This window comes from Mesorhizobium sp. W050, from assembly GCF_054719535.1.
Genome location: NZ_JBTTIH010000001.1, coordinates 5,264,474 through 5,282,537, shown reverse-complemented (window position 1 = coordinate 5,282,537; position 18,064 = coordinate 5,264,474). Strand labels below are relative to the sequence as shown.

At 64.7% G+C, this 18,064-nt stretch carries 13 protein-coding genes and 1 pseudogene; 4 read left to right on the top strand and 10 right to left on the bottom strand.

Translation table 11 applies throughout. The features are described from left to right. Positions 1–8 precede the first annotated feature (8 nt). Positions 9–2,042, top strand: a complete 2,034-nt coding sequence (locus tag ACYG9Y_RS25510) for an aldo/keto reductase (protein ID WP_023740153.1) — start codon at positions 9–11, stop codon at positions 2,040–2,042. Between the two features lie 178 nt (positions 2,043–2,220). Here the strand turns inward: ACYG9Y_RS25510 and ACYG9Y_RS25505 are convergent, their stop codons facing one another. Next, positions 2,221–2,679 carry an Lrp/AsnC family transcriptional regulator gene (locus ACYG9Y_RS25505; protein WP_023702536.1) on the bottom strand — a complete coding sequence of 153 codons (459 nt, stop codon included), beginning with the start codon at positions 2,677–2,679 and terminating at the stop codon, positions 2,221–2,223. Between the two features lie 120 nt (positions 2,680–2,799). Between ACYG9Y_RS25505 and ACYG9Y_RS25500 the strand changes: the two genes are divergently transcribed. Continuing rightward, on the top strand, positions 2,800–3,903 hold the full coding sequence (locus ACYG9Y_RS25500) for a saccharopine dehydrogenase family protein (protein WP_023710313.1): 1,104 nt from the start codon (positions 2,800–2,802) through the stop codon (positions 3,901–3,903). Positions 3,904–4,065: 162 nt separating this feature from the next. Here the strand turns inward: ACYG9Y_RS25500 and ACYG9Y_RS25495 are convergent, their stop codons facing one another. The 5 genes from ACYG9Y_RS25495 to ACYG9Y_RS25475 form a co-directional block, all read right to left on the bottom strand. Further along, positions 4,066–4,932 (bottom strand): glycosyltransferase, encoded by an 867-nt coding sequence (locus tag ACYG9Y_RS25495; protein WP_023702534.1) that lies wholly within the window; start codon positions 4,930–4,932, stop codon positions 4,066–4,068. A gap of 206 nt (positions 4,933–5,138) precedes the next feature. Then, positions 5,139–6,527, bottom strand: a complete 1,389-nt coding sequence (lpdA, locus tag ACYG9Y_RS25490) for a dihydrolipoyl dehydrogenase (protein WP_023740154.1) — start codon at positions 6,525–6,527, stop codon at positions 5,139–5,141. A gap of 235 nt (positions 6,528–6,762) precedes the next feature. Then, the gene (locus ACYG9Y_RS25485; protein ID WP_023740155.1) at positions 6,763–8,166 is read right to left on the bottom strand and encodes a dihydrolipoamide acetyltransferase family protein; all 1,404 of its coding nucleotides are present in this window, start codon (positions 8,164–8,166) and stop codon (positions 6,763–6,765) included. Between the two features lie 2 nt (positions 8,167–8,168). After that, complete coding sequence (locus tag ACYG9Y_RS25480; protein WP_023672171.1) at positions 8,169–9,182, bottom strand: alpha-ketoacid dehydrogenase subunit beta; 1,014 nt, start codon at positions 9,180–9,182, stop codon at positions 8,169–8,171. Between the two features lie 2 nt (positions 9,183–9,184). Next, positions 9,185–10,414: a 3-methyl-2-oxobutanoate dehydrogenase (2-methylpropanoyl-transferring) subunit alpha gene (locus ACYG9Y_RS25475; protein WP_031253617.1), complete on the bottom strand. Its 1,230-nt coding sequence runs from the start codon at positions 10,412–10,414 to the stop codon at positions 9,185–9,187. 512 nt (positions 10,415–10,926) lie between these two features. Here ACYG9Y_RS25475 and holA point away from each other — a divergent pair. Both holA and ACYG9Y_RS25465 read left to right on the top strand, forming a co-directional pair. After that, entirely contained in the window at positions 10,927–11,970 is a 1,044-nt protein-coding gene (gene holA, locus ACYG9Y_RS25470; protein WP_023740157.1) for a DNA polymerase III subunit delta, read from the top strand. Between the two features lie 177 nt (positions 11,971–12,147). Next, a pseudogene (locus ACYG9Y_RS25465) lies at positions 12,148–13,262 on the top strand (IS256 family transposase). Between the two features lie 272 nt (positions 13,263–13,534). Here ACYG9Y_RS25465 and ACYG9Y_RS25460 read toward each other — a convergent pair. The 4 genes from ACYG9Y_RS25460 to mnmG all read right to left on the bottom strand — a co-directional run bounded on the left by ACYG9Y_RS25460 (position 13,535) and on the right by mnmG (position 17,855). After that, the gene (locus ACYG9Y_RS25460; RefSeq protein WP_023740209.1) at positions 13,535–14,425 is read right to left on the bottom strand and encodes a ParB/RepB/Spo0J family partition protein; all 891 of its coding nucleotides are present in this window, start codon (positions 14,423–14,425) and stop codon (positions 13,535–13,537) included. Between the two features lie 62 nt (positions 14,426–14,487). Then, the gene (locus ACYG9Y_RS25455; protein WP_023672118.1) at positions 14,488–15,285 is read right to left on the bottom strand and encodes a ParA family protein; all 798 of its coding nucleotides are present in this window, start codon (positions 15,283–15,285) and stop codon (positions 14,488–14,490) included. Positions 15,286–15,351: 66 nt separating this feature from the next. Next, the gene (rsmG, locus tag ACYG9Y_RS25450; protein ID WP_023740210.1) at positions 15,352–15,984 is read right to left on the bottom strand and encodes a 16S rRNA (guanine(527)-N(7))-methyltransferase RsmG; all 633 of its coding nucleotides are present in this window, start codon (positions 15,982–15,984) and stop codon (positions 15,352–15,354) included. Then, entirely contained in the window at positions 15,981–17,855 is a 1,875-nt protein-coding gene (gene mnmG / locus ACYG9Y_RS25445; protein WP_023740211.1) for a tRNA uridine-5-carboxymethylaminomethyl(34) synthesis enzyme MnmG, read from the bottom strand. The genes rsmG and mnmG overlap by 4 nt, the downstream gene beginning before the upstream one ends. Between the last annotated feature and the right edge of the window lie 209 nt (positions 17,856–18,064).

The window sequence follows — 18,064 nt, the reverse complement described above, 5'->3', positions numbered from 1 at the left end:
GAATGATCATGACTGCAACCGCGCCCATCCGCTGGGGGATACTTGGGCCCGGCGACATCGCCAAAGCGTTCGCCCGCGGCGTGGCAGGCTCGCGCACCGGCACGATCGTGGCGCTCGGCGCCCGCAATCCCGGCAAGGCAGGCTTGGCCGAGACGTTTCCCGGCGCCCGCATCCTCGACGGTTACGACGCGCTGCTCGCCGACCCCGAGGTCGATGCCGTCTATATCGCCATCCCGCATCCCGGCCATGCCGAATGGGCAATCAAGGCGGCGGAAGCCGGCAAGCATGTGCTGTGCGAAAAGCCGCTGGCGCTGACCGCCTTCGAGGCCGACGCCATGATCCATGCTGCGCGCAAGGCCGGCACCTTCCTCGGCGAAGCGTTCATGTACCGGCTGCACCCGCAGACGGCGAAGCTGGTGGAACTCATCAAGTCGGGCGTCATCGGCGATGTCAGGCTGATGAAGTCGAGCTTCGGCTTCGCCATGCCGGGCTTCATGCCCGAGCACCGGCTCTACGCCAACGATCTCGCCGGCGGCGGCATCCTCGATGTTGGCGGCTATCCCGTCTCGATGGTGCGGCTGATTGCCGGGGCTGCGACTGGAAAACCCTTTGCCGAGCCGGACAAGGTTGTCGGCACCGCCCATCTCGGCAAGTCCGGCGTCGACGAATGGGCCTCGGCGCTGCTGCATTTTCCCGGTGGCATCGTCGCCGAGGTATCCTGCAGCATCTCGCTCAAACAGGACAATGTCCTGCGCATCCTCGGCACCAAGGGCCGCATCGAGGTGCCGGATTTCTGGTTCGCCGGCGGCGGCAACCGCGATGGCGGCCCTGGCCGGATCGATGTAATTCTCGCCGACGACACGCGCGAGACCATCAGCGTCAACGAAACCCGCCATCTCTATTCCTTCGAGGTCGACGCCGCCGGCGAGGCGATCCTGGCCGGCAAACAGGAGTTCGCCTGGCCGGGCATGAGCTGGGCCGACAGTCTCGGCACGCTGCGTGTGCTCGACAAATGGCGCGCTGCCGTAGGGCTCGAATATGAAATCGAAAAGCCGGCTAAGCGAACCAACACCCTTTCGGGCCGGCCGCTGCGCACCGGCGGCACCGCCATCGGCAAGCGCAAGATTCCGGGCCTGTCGAAGCCGGCCTCCGTGGTGGCGCTCGGCTTCGAGGATTTCCGCACCTTCTCGTCGGGCGCAATCCTGCTCGACGCCTTCTTCGAGGCCGGCGGCAATCTGTTCGACACCGGCTACGTCTACGGCGGCGGCTACACCGAAACGCTGCTTGGCCAGTGGCTCAGGAATCGCGGCGTGCGCGAGCAGTCGGTGATCATCGCCAAGGGCGCCCACTCGCCGCTCTGCTATCCCGATGTCATCGGCAAGCAGCTCGCCCAGTCGTTGGACCGGCTGCAGACCGACCATGTCGACCTCTATTTCATGCACCGCGACAACCCGGATGTGCCGGTCGGCGAGTTCGTTGACGCCATGGACGCCGAGGCCAAGGCCGGCCGCATCCGTGGCCCGTTCGGCGGCTCGAACTGGACGATGGCGCGCATGGACGAGGCGATTGCCTATGCCGAGCGCACCGGCAAGCAGAAGCCCGGCGTGCTCTCCAACAATTTCTCGCTGGCCGAGATGCTGGAGCCGATCTGGGCCGGCTGCATCACCTCGTCGACCGACGACTGGAAATCCTGGCTGACGAAAAGGCAGATGCCCAACTTCGCCTGGTCGAGCCAGGGCCGCGGCTTCTTCACCGACCGCGCCGGCCGCGACAAGCAGGACAATGAGGAGCTGGTGCGGGTCTGGTATTCCGAGAAGAACTTTGGCCGCCGCGACCGCGCCATCGAGCTGGCGCAGCGCCTGGGCAAAAGTCCGATCCACATCGCGCTCGCCTATGTGCTGGCGCAGCCCTTTCCGTCGGTGCCGTTGATCGGCCCGCGCACGCTGGACGAGTTGGAGGACAGTTTGAAGGCGCTGGATATCAAGCTGTCGGCGGAGGATGTGGCGTGGCTGGATAGCGGGCCGGAAAGGCGGCGGGCTTAGCAGCTAATCTCCCCCCTTGAGGGGGAGATGTCGCCGAAGGCGACAGAGGGGGTCGCCTCGCGTGGAGCGCTAACCTCCTTCTGCAGCGGCAGGTAGGCCGAGCCCAGTCGAACGACCCCCTCTGGCCTGCCGGCCATCTCCCCCGCAAGGGGGGAGATTAGCAGCTCATGCGTTCCACCTACCGATCGATCCGTGTCGACAAAATAATCGACGACGACGTCCGCTCGACCCCGTCCATCGCCCCGATCTCGTCCAGCAACGCATCCAGATCCCTGATCGACGGCGCGTCGACGATGACGATCATGTCGAAATTGCCGCTCACCGAGTGCAGCGTCCGTACCGGCGGCAGCGCCTGCAGCGCCCGCACCACCTTGTCGGCGAGCTTGGGCGTGACGGTGAGCAGCACATGCGCCCGCACAAGCCCCTGCTCGTAGTCCGGCGCCATCCGCACGCCATAGCCGGTGATGATGCCGCGCTGTTCCAGCCGCTCGATCCGGCTCTGCACTGTCGTGCGCGAAACGCCGAGCTGGCGCGCCAGCTCAGTGGTCGACGCGCGGGCATTGGCGCGCAGCAGGGAAAGCAGTTTTTGTTCGGCGTCACTGAGCATTTCGACGAACCTCGTCGGCGTATCGTTCAAGTGCAGGGTTCATTTCAAACGATCCCACGCTTCCTTTCGACAGGCAAGCTGCGATTCTTGAAGGCATCGCGTCCACCGCGCGGCGGTCTGGGCCAAAGAGTTTTCACGAGGGGCAAGGTCATGAAGAAAATCATCGTCGTCGGCGCCGGCAAGATCGGCTCCACCATTGCAGGCATGCTCGCCGACAGCGGCGACTACCACGTCACCGTTGTCGACCGCGCGGCGGCGCAGTTTGCCGCGGCCGAACTTCCCGCCGGCGTCGAGGGGCTGGAGCTCGATATCGCAGCGCCGGGCGCACTCGAGGCCGCCCTTGCCGGCGCCTTCGCCGTGCTGAGCGCCGCCCCCTTCCATTTGACCACGCGCATCGCCGAAGCGGCCGCCGCCACCGGCGTGCACTATCTCGATTTGACCGAGGATGTCGTCTCGACCCGCCGCGTCAAGGAGCTGGCCAAGTCGGGCAACAGCGCCTTCATTCCGCAATGCGGCCTGGCGCCGGGCTTCATCTCGATCGTCGCCAATGATCTCGCCAGCCGCTTCGACACGCTGGAAAGCGTTCGCATGCGCGTCGGCGCGCTGCCGCAATACCCGTCCAATGCGCTGAACTACAATCTGACCTGGAGCACCGACGGCGTCATCAACGAATATTGCGAACCCTGCGAGGCGATCGTCGAGGGCGAGCTGATCGAGGTGCCGCCGCTGGAGGAGCGCGAAGAGTTCTCGCTCGACGGCGTCACCTATGAGGCCTTCAACACCTCCGGCGGTCTCGGCACGCTGGCCGAGACGCTGAAGGGCAAGGTGCGCACGCTGAACTACCGCACCATCCGCTATTCCGGCCACGCGGCGATCATGAAGGCGCTGCTCAACGATCTCGGCCTGCGCCACCGCCGCGACGTGCTGAAGGACATTTTCGAGAGCGCCCTGCCGGCAACGCTGCAGGACGTGGTCATCGTCTTCGTCACCGTCTCGGGCCGCCGCAATGGCCGCCTGCTGCAGGAAACCTACGCCAACAAGATCTATTCGCAGCGCATTGGCAGCCAGGTGCGCAGCGCAATCCAGATCACCACTGCCTCAGGCATCTGCGCCGTGCTCGACATGCTGGCCGACGGCACCTTGCCGGCGACCGGTTTCGTCAAGCAGGAAGACATCGCGCTGGATGCGTTTCTCGCCAATCGTTTTGGGCGCGCTTATGCGCAGCACGAGATGGTGAGCCGGCTGGCGAGCTGAGCTACTTCACCCTCCCCCTTGTGGGGAGGGTCGGCGCGCAATCGGAGCGAAGCGGAGATGGCGAGACGGGGTGGGGGGTGAGCGCCGACGGTTGGCGAGGACCCCCACCCTGCTCCGCTCCGCGGATCGACCCTCCCCACAAGGGGGAGGGTAAAGCGCCCGCTACTTCCGCAGAGCCATCGGTCGTCCGAGCAGAAACCGGATGAAGTTGCCCGCGGTCCGCGGCGCCATGCGGGGCTGCGTCGCCTGTCGTGGCGCGCTTTGCCTTCGCGCTGGCACCTTGGGTTCGACACCCGGTCGGCCCACCGTGAAGGAGGGCCCCGAGACCGGCTTCCCCCTCAACACGTTGGCGGCGTTGTTGTCATGGATGACGATGCACCATTGCGCGCCCTTCGATGCCGCCACGACGGTGTTGAAGCGCGTCGCCATTTTTGCGTGGTGCTCGCTGTAGACGCCGCTCATCGCCGGCGATCTCCTTTCGACCAGCGTGCCGAACGCCGACGTGACATAGTCGTGGTGCGTGTAGCGTCCGCTTGCCGTCTCGAAATTCTGGCCGTCCGGAAAGGCAATGTAGAGCGGCTGCAGGTCCACCACACGCTTTTCGATCTCCCGGCGCGCGTAGTGGTCGACGCGCTCCATGAAGGTCGGCGCCAGCGCGTCGTCGCTGTCGAGCCGCGTTAGCGAGACATACTCGGCATCGCTGTCGTCGTGGACGAAAGCATTGAAGCGATTGTTGTAATCGTCGCCGGCCTCGACAAGGATCGGCCTGACGTCGACACCGGCCACGCAGCTGCACACGGTGCGAATATAGTTCTCGTGCGTATCGGCATCGAACGCCACAAGGACGGTAAAATCCTTCAGCGACTGGCCTTCGAGCGACGACGCGCAATAGGTGTCGAACAACGCCAGGCGCTCGACCAGCCAGACCGGGTCGAGATTGGCGCGGCCCTTTCCGTCCCACTGGCTTGGCTTGAAGCCAGCGGCGATGTTGTAGCGTATGGCGATGTATTTCTTCAGGCCGGTGTCCATGGACCGACACTTAGTACATTCCGCTGATCTGCGACAACCAACGGCTGGGCGGCCACCCTCCCCCTTGTGGGGAGGGTCGGCTCGCGGTCGGAGCGAAGCGGAGATGGCGAGACGGGGTGGGGGTGAGCGCTGACGGTCGGCGAGGACCCCCACCCCGCTCCGCTACGCGGATCGACCCTCCCCACAAGGGGGAGGGTAAGCGCACTTCAAATATGCAGCGCGTGGCCCAGCGCCTTCAGCGCCGCTTCCTGGAAGCCTTCGCCTTGCGTCGGATGCGCATGGATGGTCCCGGCGATATCCTCCAGCCGCGCGCCCATTTCCAGCGCCAGGCCGAACGCCGCCGCCAGTTCCGACACGCCTTGCCCGACCGCCTGGATGCCCAGCACCAGATGGTTGTCCGCGCGGGCGACAACACGAACAAACCCGTCCTCGCCGAGTTTCGTCATCGCCCGGCCGTTGGCGGCGAAGGGGAACTGGCCGATCTTGATTTCGCCTGAAGCCTTCGCCTCCTCCGGCGTTAGCCCTGCCGTCACCAGCTCCGGATCGGTGAAGCAGACGGCCGGGATCGAGCGCTTGTCCCAGCTGCGCTTGTGGCCGGCGACGATCTCGGCCACCATTTCGCCTTGCGCCATCGCCCGGTGCGCCAGCATCGGCTCGCCGGTGACGTCGCCAATGGCATAGATGCCGCGCATCGAGCTGCGGCACTGGTCGTCGATCTTGATGAACTTGCCGGCCATGTCGAGATCGATCTGATCGAGGCCCCAGCCCTCCGTCACCGGCTTGCGGCCGACCGTGACCAGGATCTTGTCTGCCGCGATTTTGGTGCTCTTGCCGTCCGCGGTCTCGACCAGCAGCGCGTCGCCCTTGACCCCCTTGGCCTTGGCGCCAAGCATCACCTCGACGCCGAGCTGGGCCAGCCGTTTCACCACCGGCCGGGTCAGTTCCGCATCATACTGCGCCAGCACGCGCGGCAGCGCCTCGACCACGGTCACCGCGGCGCCCATTTTGGCGAACGCCATGCCGAGTTCCAGCCCGATATAGCCGCCGCCGACCACGGCGAGCCTTTTCGGCACCTCGCCGAGAGCCAGCGCTTCTGTGGATGAAATCACCGGGCCGCCGAACGGCAGGAACGGCAGTTCCACCGTCGCCGAGCCGGTGGCGATCACAACCGTTTCGGCGCGGATGATCTGGGTGCCGGTCTCGGTCTCGACCGCGACGGTCTTGCCGTCGCGGAACGTCGCCCAGCCATAGACGGTCTTGACCTTGGCCTTCTTAAGTAGCCCGGCAACGCCCCCGGTCAGCCGGCTAACAATGCCGTCCTTCCACGCAACCGTCTTGCCGAGATCGAGCACGGGCGCTGCTACCGAGATGCCGAGCGGACTGCTGCCGCCGGCCATATGCGCGACCTTCTCGAACTCTTCCGCCGCATGGATCATCGCCTTGGACGGGATGCAGCCGACATTGAGACAGGTGCCGCCCGGTTTGCCGGCTTCAACGATCACCGTATCGATGCCGAGCTGGCCGGCACGGATAGCGCAGACGTAGCCGCCGGGCCCGGCGCCGATGACCAGCAGCTTGCAGGAGATTTCTTTCATGGCGTGACCCTTTGATGCGAGGGAATGTTCCGTCGCGATCCTTCGCGCCCCCCTCTGTCCTGCCGGACATCTCCCCCACGAGGGGGGAGATCAGCAGCTTCTTCGCTTCGCTCATTCCTGCAACGATGGAGATTGGCGAAACCCTGCGTGACGTCCAATCTCCCCCCTTGTGGGGGAGATGCCTGGTAAGGCAGAGGGGGGCGCTGTCCCGCCGTCATCTCGGTCGTTCCGCCCCTCAATCCACAAATATCAGCGCTGGCGTCTCAATCAGCGCCTTGATCCGCTGCACAAACACCGCCGCATCCCAGCCGTCGACCACCCGGTGATCGAAGCTCGACGACAGGTTCATCATCTTGCGCGGGATGAACTGGGTGCCGTCCCAGACCGGCCGCACCATCATCTTGTTGACGCCGACGATCGCCACCTCAGGATGATTGATGACCGGCGTCGTCGCCACGCCGCCCATGGCGCCGAGCGAGGTAATGGTGATGGTCGATCCCGACAGCTCGTCGCGGCTGGCCGTGCCGGACTTCGCCGCTTCGGCCAGGCGGTTGAGCTCGGCCGCGCAATCCCAGAGGTCGCGCGCCTCGGCGTGCTTGACCACCGGCACCACCAGGCCCGACGGCGTCTGCGCGGCAATGCCGATATGGACGCCGCCATGCTGATGGATGATGCCGGCCTCGTCGTCGAACAGCGCGTTGATGTTGGGCTGGTCGGCAATCGCCTTGACCATCGCCCGCATCAGGAACGGCAGCAGCGTCAGCTTCGGCCTCTCCACACCCTTGCGCTTTTCCTTGTTGAGCGCCGCGCGCAACTCCTCGAGTGCTGTGACGTCGATCTCCTCGACATAGGTGATGTGCGGGATGCGTGACTTCGCCAGCGACATTTTTTCGGCGATCTTGCGCCGCAGTCCGATGACCTTGATATCCTCGACGCTGTCATTGCGCGCCAGACCCGACGCCTTCGCTACCTGCGGTCCGCGTGCCAGGAATGCCTCGATATCTTCGTGGCTGATGCGGCCGGCAGGGCCGGTACCCGACACCTGGCGCAGATCGATCCCCGCCTCCTTCGCCCTGAGCCGGATGGCGGGCGACGCCAAGGGCTTTTCGCCCTCCGGGCGCGGCGCGCCGGTGGGTGCCGCACCTTTAGATGTCGGCGCAGTACCCCCACCCCTGGCCCCTCCCCACAAGGGGGAGGGGGATTCAGTCTCAGGTGCCCGTGCGCTTTTGGCTGCTGGTGCAGGTGGTGGCGACTTGGCGTCGGATTTCGTGGCCGAAACGCCTCCCTCTTGTGGGGGTCCGGAGGACGGGCGAGACCCGTGGCTCGCCCCGGCAGGGGTGGGGGTCGGTGCCGCCGTGACCTCTGACGATTTCGAGCCTTCGGCGACATTGCCCTCCCCCGCCACTTTCAGCCGCACGATGGGCGAGCCGATCGCCACCGTGTCGCCGATCTCGGCGCCCAGCCACAGGATCTCGCCATCGACCGGCGAAGGTATTTCCACCGTCGCCTTGTCGGTCATGACGGCGGCAAGCACCGAGTCCTCGCGCACGAGGTCGCCGACCTTGACGTGCCACTCCACAAGTTCGGCCTCGGCGACGCCTTCACCGACGTCCGGCAGCTTGATGATGTGTTCGCCCATCCCTAGGCTCCCATGGTTTCGAGAAGCGCGCGGCCGACACGGGCCGGCCCCGGGAAATAATCCCATTCCTGCGCATGCGGGTAGGGCGTGTCCCAACCGGTGACGCGCGCCACCGGCGCTTCCAGATGGTAGAAACAATTTTCCTGCACCAGCGCCGACAGCTCGGCGCCGAAGCCGGAGGTCAGTGTCGCCTCGTGCACGACGACGCAGCGTCCGGTCTTCTTCACCGAAGCGACTATCGCGTCGAGATCGAGCGGCAGCAGGGTCCGCAAATCGATGATCTCGGCATCGATGCCGGTTTCTTCCACGGCCGCCTGCGCGACATAGACCATGGTGCCGTAGGCGAGCACGGTGACGGCCGAGCCCGCCCGGCGGATCGCCGCCTTGCCGAGCGGCACCGTGTAATGGCCGTCGGCGACCTCGCCCAGTTCATGCTTCGACCATGGCGTCACCGGTCGGTCGTGATGGCCATCGAACGGTCCGTTATAGAGCCGCTTCGGCTCCAGAAAAATCACCGGATCGGGATCCTCGATCGCCGCGATCAGCAGCCCCTTGGCATCATGAGGATTGGACGGCACCACCGTCTTCAGCCCCGACACATGGGTGAACAGCGCTTCCGGGCTCTGGCTGTGCGTCTGTCCGCCAAAGATGCCGCCGCCGGTCGGCATGCGGACCACGATCGGACAGGTGAAATCGCCGTTCGAGCGGTAGCGCAGGCGTGCTGCTTCCTGCGTCAGCTGGTCGTAAGCCGGGTACATGTAGTCGGCAAACTGAATTTCCACGCATGGCTTCAGCCCATAGGCGGCCATGCCGATGGCGGAGCCGACAATGCCGGATTCGTTGATCGGCGCATCGAAGCAGCGGGTCTTGCCGTACTTCGCTTGCAGGCCTGCCGTGCAGCGGAAGACACCCCCGAAGAAGCCGACATCCTCGCCATAGACGATGACGCGTTCGTCGCGCGCCATCGACACGTCCATGGCGTCGCGGATCGCCTCGATCATGGTCCGTCTCGGCATGGTCAGACTCCCGCCTGCTGGCGCTGGCGCCTGAGATGCGGCGGCATCTCGGCAAACACGCCCTCGAACATCTCGCGCGTGGACGGCTTGCCGCCGGCATGCAGCGTGCCGTGGCCTTCAGCTTCCTTCTGCGCCGCGATCACCGTGTCGAGGATTTCGGCTTCCGCCTGGGCATGGCGCTCATCCGACCAGACCCCGCGCAGGATCAGATGATTCTTCAGCCGCATCACCGGATCGCCGAGCGGCCAGGCGTCGGATTCGGTTTTCGGCCGGTAGGCAGACGGATCGTCCGAGCTCGAATGCGCGCCGGCACGGTAGGTGACATATTCGATCAGCGTCGGCCCGAGATTCTGCCGCGCCCGCTCCGCCGCCCATTTGGCCACGGCATGCACGGCGAGATAATCATTGCCGTCGACGCGCAGCGCCGGAATGCCGAAGCCGAGGCCGCGCGCGGCAAAGGTGCCGGAGCCGCCACGCGCAATGCCTTGAAACGTCGAGATCGCCCACTGGTTGTTGACGACGTTGAGGATGACCGGCGCCTTGTAGGTCGAGGCGAACACTAGTGCGGAATGGAAATCGGATTCGGCCGTCGAGCCGTCGCCGATCCACGCCGCCGCGATTTTCGAATCGTTGCTGATAGCGGAAGCCATCGCCCAGCCGACCGCCTGGATGTATTGCGTCGCCAGATTGCCGGAGATCGAGAAGAAGCCATGCTCCTTCGACGAATACATGATCGGCAGCTGCCGCCCTTTGAGCGGATCGGCCTCGTTGGAATAGATCTGGTTCATCATCGTGACCATCGGATAGGCGTCCGCGATGAGCAGGCCGGCTTGCCGATAGGTCGGGAAATTCATGTCGCCCGGCGCCAGCGCCTTGCGGAAAGCGCAGCTCACCGCCTCTTCGCCCAGATGCTGCATGTAGAACGATGTCTTGCCCTGGCGCTGCGCCATCTGCATGCGGGCATCGAAGCTGCGCAGCGTCATCATGTGGCGCAACCCCTCGAGCAACTCCTCGTCGGTGAGCAGCCCGGCCCACGGCCCGACCGCCTCACCGGTGCGGTTGAGCACACGGATGATGGAAAACGCCATGTCGCGGATGGTGCGCGGATCGACATCGATGTCCGGTCGCGGCACCGAGCCGGCCTTGGGGATAGGCACATTGGAGAAGTCGGGCGTTCCGCCCGGCCGCACTTCCGGCTCCGGCACATGAAACCGCAACATCCCAGAGGTCATGACCATGGTCCTCCCATTTGCCTGGCGTCGATATTTGCACATCCGCGCGCCCGGCACAGCGCCAATTCATGGGGCGCCGGAACCGATCCGGCGTCCCGGCCGGCAGGCGACCGCAAGATGCAGATATGTCGGCGAAATTTCTTGTCGATGTTGGGGAGCGGCGCGCAATTAGGCGCAAAGTTTTGCAGGATTTCCGGCAGATAGTCACTTCACGGCCTCCGGGAGAGATGAAGGCACCAAGGTCGGCGAACTCGCGCTTTCCTCCCCCGTCGATCGGGGGAGAGGTGTCGAGCGAAGCTCGACGGAGTGGGGGTCGACCCTTGGGGCCCTAGGCAATGCTTGAGATAGTGCCCTTCCTTTGTCCGTTCGCGGCGATTGCCAGGTGGCTCCCCCACTCCGTCTCGGCTTCGCCGAGCCACCTCTCCCCCCTCCGGAGGGAGAGGAAGGGCGCTAGGGTCTCGAACTCTCTGGAGAACGTTCACTCAGCGACCGCATCATGCTAACCACCCTCCATGGCGCAGAAAAAAGGATATGAGGTCGATTCGTGGCTGGCGAAGCCTGACGCGCGCATATCGATCGTCCTGCTTTACGGACCCGACCGCGGCTTGGTCGCCGAGCGGGCCAAGGCCTTTGCCGCGAAAACCGGCCTGCCTCTCGACGATCCGTTCTCCGTCGTCCGGCTCGACGGCGCGGAGGTCGATCGCGACCAGGGCCGGCTGCTGGACGAAGCCCGCACCGTGCCGATGTTCTCCGACCGGCGGCTTCTGTGGGTGCGCAACGCCAGCGGCCAGAAGGCGCTGGCCGACGACGTGAAGGCGCTGACTGCGGAGCCCGCGCGCGACGCCATCATTCTCATCGAGGCCGGCGACCTGAAAAAGGGCGTCGGACTGCGCGCGATCGTCGAGGCCGCCGACACCGCCATGGCGCTGCCTTGCTACGCCGATGAAGCCCGCGACATCGATAGCGTCATCGACGACGAGTTGCGCAAGGCCGGCATGTCGATGGCGCTCGACGCACGCCAGGCGCTGCGCCGCAATCTCGGGGGCGACCGGCTGGCCTCGCGCGGTGAAATCGAAAAGCTGGTGCTTTACGCCCACGGCCAGAAGGACATTGGCCTCGATGACGTCAGGGCGATGTCCGGCGACGTTTCCGGCGCCTCCTTCGACGACGCGGTCGATGCTGTGCTGGAAGGCAAGATCGGTGACTTCGACACCGCCTTCACCCGCCACTGCCTGTCCGGCGGCCATCCTTTCCTGGTGCTGTCCTCGGCGATGCGGCAGCTGCAGCAGCTTCAGGTCATGCGCGGCCAGATGGACACCGCCGGCCGCAACGCCGCCTCGGCCATGGCCGGCGCCCGTCCGCCGGTGTTTTTCTCGCGGCGCAAGCTGGTGGAGAAGGCGCTGGAGCGCTGGAACGTCGAGGCGCTCAGCCGCGCGCTGAACCGGCTGCAATCGGCCGTGCTGCAGACCAGGCGCAGGCCGGATTTGTCGGAAGCGCTGGCACGGCAGGCGCTGCTCAGCATTGCGGTGGAGAGCGCGAGGCTGGCGCAGCGATAAGACGATTTGGCTAATCTCCCCCCTTGTGGGGGAGATGGCTGGCAAGCCAGGAGGGGGGCGCTGTCCCGCCGACGCCCCAGGGTAGTGTGCTGAGAGTTCTGCAAATCGCTGAGAGGGGGCGGTCATGGCAGGCTGGTGATTGTTCACGTCACCTGATTCCCGCGAAGGAACGCCACCATGACCAAGACTGAAGTTAAGACCGCCAGCGCTGCCGTCAAAGACATTTTGCTTTCGAACCCGGATGGATTGCACGAAGTGCTCCGTGCGGTGATGCAGGAGGTGCTTGAGGCCGAGATGGACGAGGCGCTGGGTGCCTCGAAGAGCGAGCGCACGCCCGAACGGCTTGGCTATCGCTCGGGCTATTACGGCCGTACCCTTGTGACGCGGGTCGGCAAGCTCGAGCTGCGGGTTCCGCAGGACCGGGCCGGGCGCTTCTCCACCGAGCTGTTCGAGCGCTACCAGCGTTCCGAGCGGGCCTTGGTGGCGACACTGGCGGAGATGTATGTGCAGGGCGTGTCGACCCGCAAGGTGAAGGCGAACTGTGCGGCCATGCCTTCTCGGCCCCGTCGATCTCGGCCATCAACAAGCGGCTGGACGAGAGCCTCGCTGCCTTTGCCAGGCGCCCCCTTCAAGAGCCGTTTCCTTACCTCAGTATCGACTGGGACGGAAGGCGCCAGATCCTGGCCGTGGAGATGGCCAATCGCGAGAGCCGCTCGGCCTGGAGGGACTTCCTCGTCGGCCTCAAGGCGCGCGGCCTCAAGGGCGTCGAGTTGGTTGTGTCCGACGATCACGCCGGCCTGGTGGCAGCGATCGGCGAGGTGATCCCCGAAGCCGCCTGGCAACGCTGCTACGTGCACTTCCTCAGGAACGCGCTCGATCATCTGCCGAGGAAGCACGGCGACGACTGCCTGCAGGAATTGCGCTGGCTCTACGACCGGCGCGATCTCGCAGAGGCCAGGGCTGATCTTGCCGCATGGCTTGCCAAATGGTCGGCACGCTATCCGCGCCTGACAGGCTGGGCCGAGGATGCCATCGAACAAACCCTGACCTTCTTCAGGCTGCCGAGACAGCACCACAAGCATCTCAAATCCACCAACATGCTGGAGCGGCTCAACGAGGAAATCCGCCGGCGCACCTATGTCGTGCGCATCTTCCCCAATACCGAAAGCTGCCTGCGCCTGGTCAGGGCCTTGGCCGTCGAGACCAATGAAAACTGGATGGAGGCCAACCGATACATCAACATGGACGACCTGCGCGAGCACAAGAAGCTCGCTCTGCGCCAAGCCGCATGACCAGCATCATGGCCGCCCCATTTTGCAGAACTTGACGCACACAACCGGCCAGCGACCCGCAATGACACTTCGGGTATCCCAGAGAACATCGTGATCGGTTTATCCGAGAGCAGGCTGGCATTCCTTCGCGCCCCCCTCTGCCCTTCCGGGCATCCCCCACAAGGGGGGAGATTGGCTGTTTCCACGTCGCAAAAGAAAGGGCCGGCACCGCCAGCCCTTCATCCTAAGCCAGAACTTCATTCGCCGGCTAGATATGGCGCAACCTCAACCTTCTACCGCTCGTCCTTCAACCGCCGGCATAGCTCGTCGAGCTGCTCCAGGCTGCGGTAGTCCACGCGGATCGCGCCGCCCTTGCCCTTGTGCTCGATGGTCACGATCATGCCGATCGTGTTGGTCATCAGCTTTTCCAGCGCCAGCGTGTCGGCATCCTTGCCCGATACGCCGTGTGCCGGTTTTCCCTTGGGCGGCGTGCCGCCCGCCGGCATCTGCGCCAGCGCTTCCGCCTGGCGCACCGAAAGCCCCTCCTCGACAATCTGCTTGGCGAGCCCAGCTGGATCCTGCGCCGTGACCAGCGTGCGGGCGTGACCGGCTGACAGCGCGCCGTCGACCAGCAAGTCTCGGATGACGTCGGGCAGCTTCAGCAGCCGCAGCGTGTTGGCGACGTGGCTGCGGCTCTTGCCGATGACATTGCCGAGATCGGCCTGGGTGTAGCCGTGATCGTCGATCAACTGCTGGTAGCCGAGCGCCTCCTCGACCGGATTGAGGTCGGTGCGCTGGACGTTCTCGATGATCGCCAGTTCGAGCGCCGTGCGGTCGTTGACGTCGCGCACGATGATCGGAATCTCGGTCAGCCCGGCGCGCTGCGCGGCGCGCCAGCGTCGCTCGCCGGCGATGATCTCATAGCGCCCGGCCTGCGTCGGCGAAGGCCGCGCCACCACCGGCTGCACCACGCCATGTTCGCGGATCGACTGGGCGAGATCGGTCAGGTCGGCGTCGCCAAAGTGCCGGCGTGGGTTTTTCGGGTTCGGGCTCAGGAATTCGATCGGCACCTTGCCGTCGGCATTCAGGCCCGGCTTTTCGGCCGCTGCCACCGGACGGTCGATCTCCCCGATCAGCGCCGCCAGTCCACGCCCCAGTCTCTTTCTCGAAAGGTCTTCGCTCATCTCAATTCCAGATTCTTGATCGTTTCGGTGACGGATCGGCTTTGTTTATCGACCCTGCCTAATCAAGCGGCGCGCAATTTGCGCTCGCGGCGGATCACTTCGGACGCCAGCTGCAGATAGGCCTGGCTGCCTGAGCACTTGAGATCGTAGAGGATTGCCGGCTTGCCGTAGGACGGCGCCTCGGACACCCGCACATTCCTAGGAATGATCGTCTCGTAGACTTTGTCGCCCATGTGTGCCCGCACGTCCTGCACCACCTGGTTGGCGAGGTTGTTGCGGCCGTCATACATGGTCAGCACGATGCCCTGGATGATCAGGTCTGGATTGATAGAACGACGCACCTGCTCCACCGTTTCCAGGAGTTGGCTTAGCCCTTCCAGCGCGAAGAACTCGCACTGCAGCGGCACAAGAACAGAATCGGCTGCCGCCATTGAATTCAAAGTCAAAAGGTTGAGCGAGGGCGGGCAGTCGATCAGCACATAGCCGAACGGCGCACCGCGCTCGGTGGCGGCGCGCAGCGCGTTGCGCAGCTTAAGCACGCGATCCGGCGCCGAGGCGATTTCCATCTCGATGCCGAGCAGATCGAGCGTCGACGGCACGATCGACAGGCCGGGCACCGCCGTTGGAATGGCGGCCTCTTCCAGGCCGAGTTCGCCGGTCAGCACATCGTAGGAGGAGACGGTGCGGTCCTTGCGGTCGATACCGAGACCCGTCGAGGCATTGCCTTGCGGGTCGAGATCGACGATCAGCACCTTTTCGCCGATCGCGGCCAGCGCCGTGGCCAGATTGATGGCGGTGGTAGTCTTGCCGACGCCGCCCTTCTGGTTGGCGACGGTGATGATGCGAGGTCCGGTTTTCATGGGTCTGTGCCAGGTATTCATGTGGGCCAGGTATTCATTTGCGTCGCCAAGGTTGCGAAGGAGAGCTTACGCCGTCCGCAGATCGGTCACTTCGAGGATGACGCCATGGGCGTCGGTCATGCTCGGATGTTCTACCAGATCGAAAGCCCAGCGGTGAGTGCTTTCTTCCACCTCGGAGCGGTAATCCCGGCCTTTGTGGAACAGCGCCCGCGATCCCTTGGTCAGCCACGGCGCCGACAGATCGAGCAGCGCCGGCAGCGCGGCCAGCGCCCGCGCCGTGATGATTTCCGGTGCGGAAACAAGCGCATAGCTGTCGTCGATGCGCCGGGCGACGACCCGTGCCGGCAAACCGAACTGGCCAATGACCGCCTGCAAAAACGATGCTTTCTTGCGGTTGCTCTCAACCAGATAGATCGACGCGCCGTCGCGTTCGACCAGCAGGAAAGCCAGCACCAGGCCCGGAAAACCGCCGCCCGAACCGAGATCTGCCCAGCGTTTGGCCTGCGGGGCGATTCGCGCCAGTTGCGCGCTATCCAGAATATGGCGGCCCCAGACGTCGTCCAGCGTCGACGGCGCGGCCAGATTGATGCTGCGGTTCCATTTCAGGAACAACTGTTCGAACGTCACCAACCGATCGAATGTTTCACGTGAAACCGGTCCCGCGGCCTCTTGCAGGCTCGCCCATGAGGCAGCGCTCACGCAACGGCCCTTTGCGCGGCCGATTCAGCGTTGCGGACGTGCGCGACGATGATTGCCAGCGCCGCCGGCGTCATGCCTTCCATACGCTGCGCGTCAGCGATCGAACGCGGCTGACGCGTTAGCATCTTCTGCTTCAGCTCATTGGACAGGCCGGGAACATCGGCGAAATCCACCGACGCCGGGATCAGCCGGCTTTCCTCGTGGCGGATTTGTGCGACATCTGCCTGCTGGCGATCGAGGTAAACCGAATATTTCGCTTCCGTTTCGAGCCGCTCGGCGGTTTTGGGGTCGATTGCGCCAAAGGCCGGCACAACACGGGCCAGCCAAGCGATATCGACGCCGGGATAAGCAAGCAATTCATAGGCGGAGCGGCGCACGCCGTCCCTGTTGATCTCCAGCCCATGCCGCGCCGCTTCGTTGGGCGTCATCGTCGTCGCAACTGCGAGTTCGCGCGCCCTATCAAGATCCTGTGTGACTTGATTGAACCGCTGCGTCCGCTCCGGCGACACGATACCAAGCCGATTTGCCAGCGGCGTAAGCCTTTCATCGGCATTGTCGGCGCGCAGCGATAGGCGAAACTCCGCCCGCGAAGTGAACATGCGGTAGGGCTCGGCAATGCCGCGGCTGGTGAGGTCGTCGACCATCACACCGATATAGGCTTCGGTGCGGCTGAGCACGATTTGGTCATCGGCCGCCGCCTTGCGCGCGGCGTTGAGCCCGGCGAGCAGGCCTTGCGCGCCGGCTTCTTCATAACCGGTGGTGCCGTTGATCTGACCGGCGAGGAAAAGCCCCGCAATACGTTTGGTCTCAAGCGTCGGCTCGAGCTCGCGCGGATCGACGTGGTCATATTCGATGGCGTAGCCGGGCTGCAGCATGGTCGCGCGTTCCAGGCCCGGGATCGTCTTCAGAATGTCGAGCTGGACGTCTTCGGGCAGGGAGGTCGAGATGCCATTGGGGTAGACGGTGTCATCGTCCAGCCCTTCCGGCTCCAGGAATATCTGATGACCTTCTCGATCGCCGAACTTGACGATCTTGTCTTCGATCGACGGGCAGTAACGTGGACCTACGCCTTCGATCGAGCCGGAATACATGGCGGAGCGGCCGATATTGGCGCGGATCAGCGCGTGCGTCGCCGGCGTCGTACGCGTGATGCCGCAATGGATTTGCGGATTCTTGATTGTGTCGGTGAGCAGCGAGAACGGCACTGGATGTTCGTCGGCCGCCTGGCTTTCCAGCGACGCCCAGTCGATGGTGCGGCCATCGAGCCGCGGCGGCGTGCCGGTCTTCAGCCGTCCAAGCGCGAAACCGGCGCGGCTCATCGTCGCCGACAGGCCAAGGCTGGCTTGCTCGTTCATCCGCCCGGCGACAATCTTCCTGTCGCCAATGTGGATGAGGCCGCGAAGAAAAGTGCCGGTGGTCAGGACGACTGCACCGCACGCCAACCGGCGCCCGTCGGCCAGGAGCACAGCGGCGATCCGTCCTTCTTCGATCTCGAAATCCAAGACTTCGCCTTCGACGACGTCGAGACCGTTCTGCTGCCGAATCGCTTCCTGCATGGCCAGCCGGTAAAGCTTGCGGTCGGCCTGCGTGCGCGGCCCGCGCACGGCAGGGCCTTTGCGGCGATTAAGCAGGCGGAATTGGATGCCGGCAGCATCGGCGATGCGGCCCATCAGCCCGTCCATGGCGTCGATCTCACGCACCAGATGGCCCTTCCCGAGGCCGCCGATCGCCGGATTGCAGGACATGACACCGATCGTGTCGAAGCGCAGCGTGATCAGCGCGGTCCTGGCACCGGCGCGCGCGGCAGCGCTCGCAGCCTCGCACCCGGCATGGCCACCGCCCACCACAACCACATCATAGTGATCGATCATTGTCCCTTCCAGATTCAGAGATTTCCCGACACATGTCCCCACGAGAGGACGCTGTCAAGGATTGCAGGTTGATTCGTTCACGGGGAACGGAGTGCTGAAAGCCGCAGAGGTGTTTCACGTGAGTCATGGAAGCAGCGAAGCCTCGGTTGGCGCTGGCCCTTATCTACCTGCCGGCATCTTCTCCCCATGAACGGGGACAATGAGGGGCG

What these genes read in the sequence shown, in the direction of transcription:
- ACYG9Y_RS25510 (WP_023740153.1), top strand. Translation starts at nt 9, where the DNA reads ATGACTGCAACCGCGCCCATCCGCTGGGGGATACTTGGGCCCGGCGAC.
- ACYG9Y_RS25500 (WP_023710313.1), top strand. Translation starts at nt 2,800, where the DNA reads ATGAAGAAAATCATCGTCGTCGGCGCCGGCAAGATCGGCTCCACCATT.
- ACYG9Y_RS25495 (WP_023702534.1), bottom strand. Translation starts at nt 4,932, where the DNA reads ATGGACACCGGCCTGAAGAAATACATCGCCATACGCTACAACATCGCC.
- lpdA (WP_023740154.1), bottom strand. Translation starts at nt 6,527, where the DNA reads ATGAAAGAAATCTCCTGCAAGCTGCTGGTCATCGGCGCCGGGCCCGGC.
- ACYG9Y_RS25485 (WP_023740155.1), bottom strand. Translation starts at nt 8,166, where the DNA reads ATGGGCGAACACATCATCAAGCTGCCGGACGTCGGTGAAGGCGTCGCC.
- ACYG9Y_RS25480 (WP_023672171.1), bottom strand. Translation starts at nt 9,182, where the DNA reads ATGCCGAGACGGACCATGATCGAGGCGATCCGCGACGCCATGGACGTG.
- ACYG9Y_RS25475 (WP_031253617.1), bottom strand. Translation starts at nt 10,414, where the DNA reads ATGACCTCTGGGATGTTGCGGTTTCATGTGCCGGAGCCGGAAGTGCGG.
- holA (WP_023740157.1), top strand. Translation starts at nt 10,927, where the DNA reads ATGGCGCAGAAAAAAGGATATGAGGTCGATTCGTGGCTGGCGAAGCCT.
- ACYG9Y_RS25460 (WP_023740209.1), bottom strand. Translation starts at nt 14,425, where the DNA reads ATGAGCGAAGACCTTTCGAGAAAGAGACTGGGGCGTGGACTGGCGGCG.
- ACYG9Y_RS25455 (WP_023672118.1), bottom strand. Translation starts at nt 15,285, where the DNA reads ATGAAAACCGGACCTCGCATCATCACCGTCGCCAACCAGAAGGGCGGC.
- mnmG (WP_023740211.1), bottom strand. Translation starts at nt 17,855, where the DNA reads ATGATCGATCACTATGATGTGGTTGTGGTGGGCGGTGGCCATGCCGGG.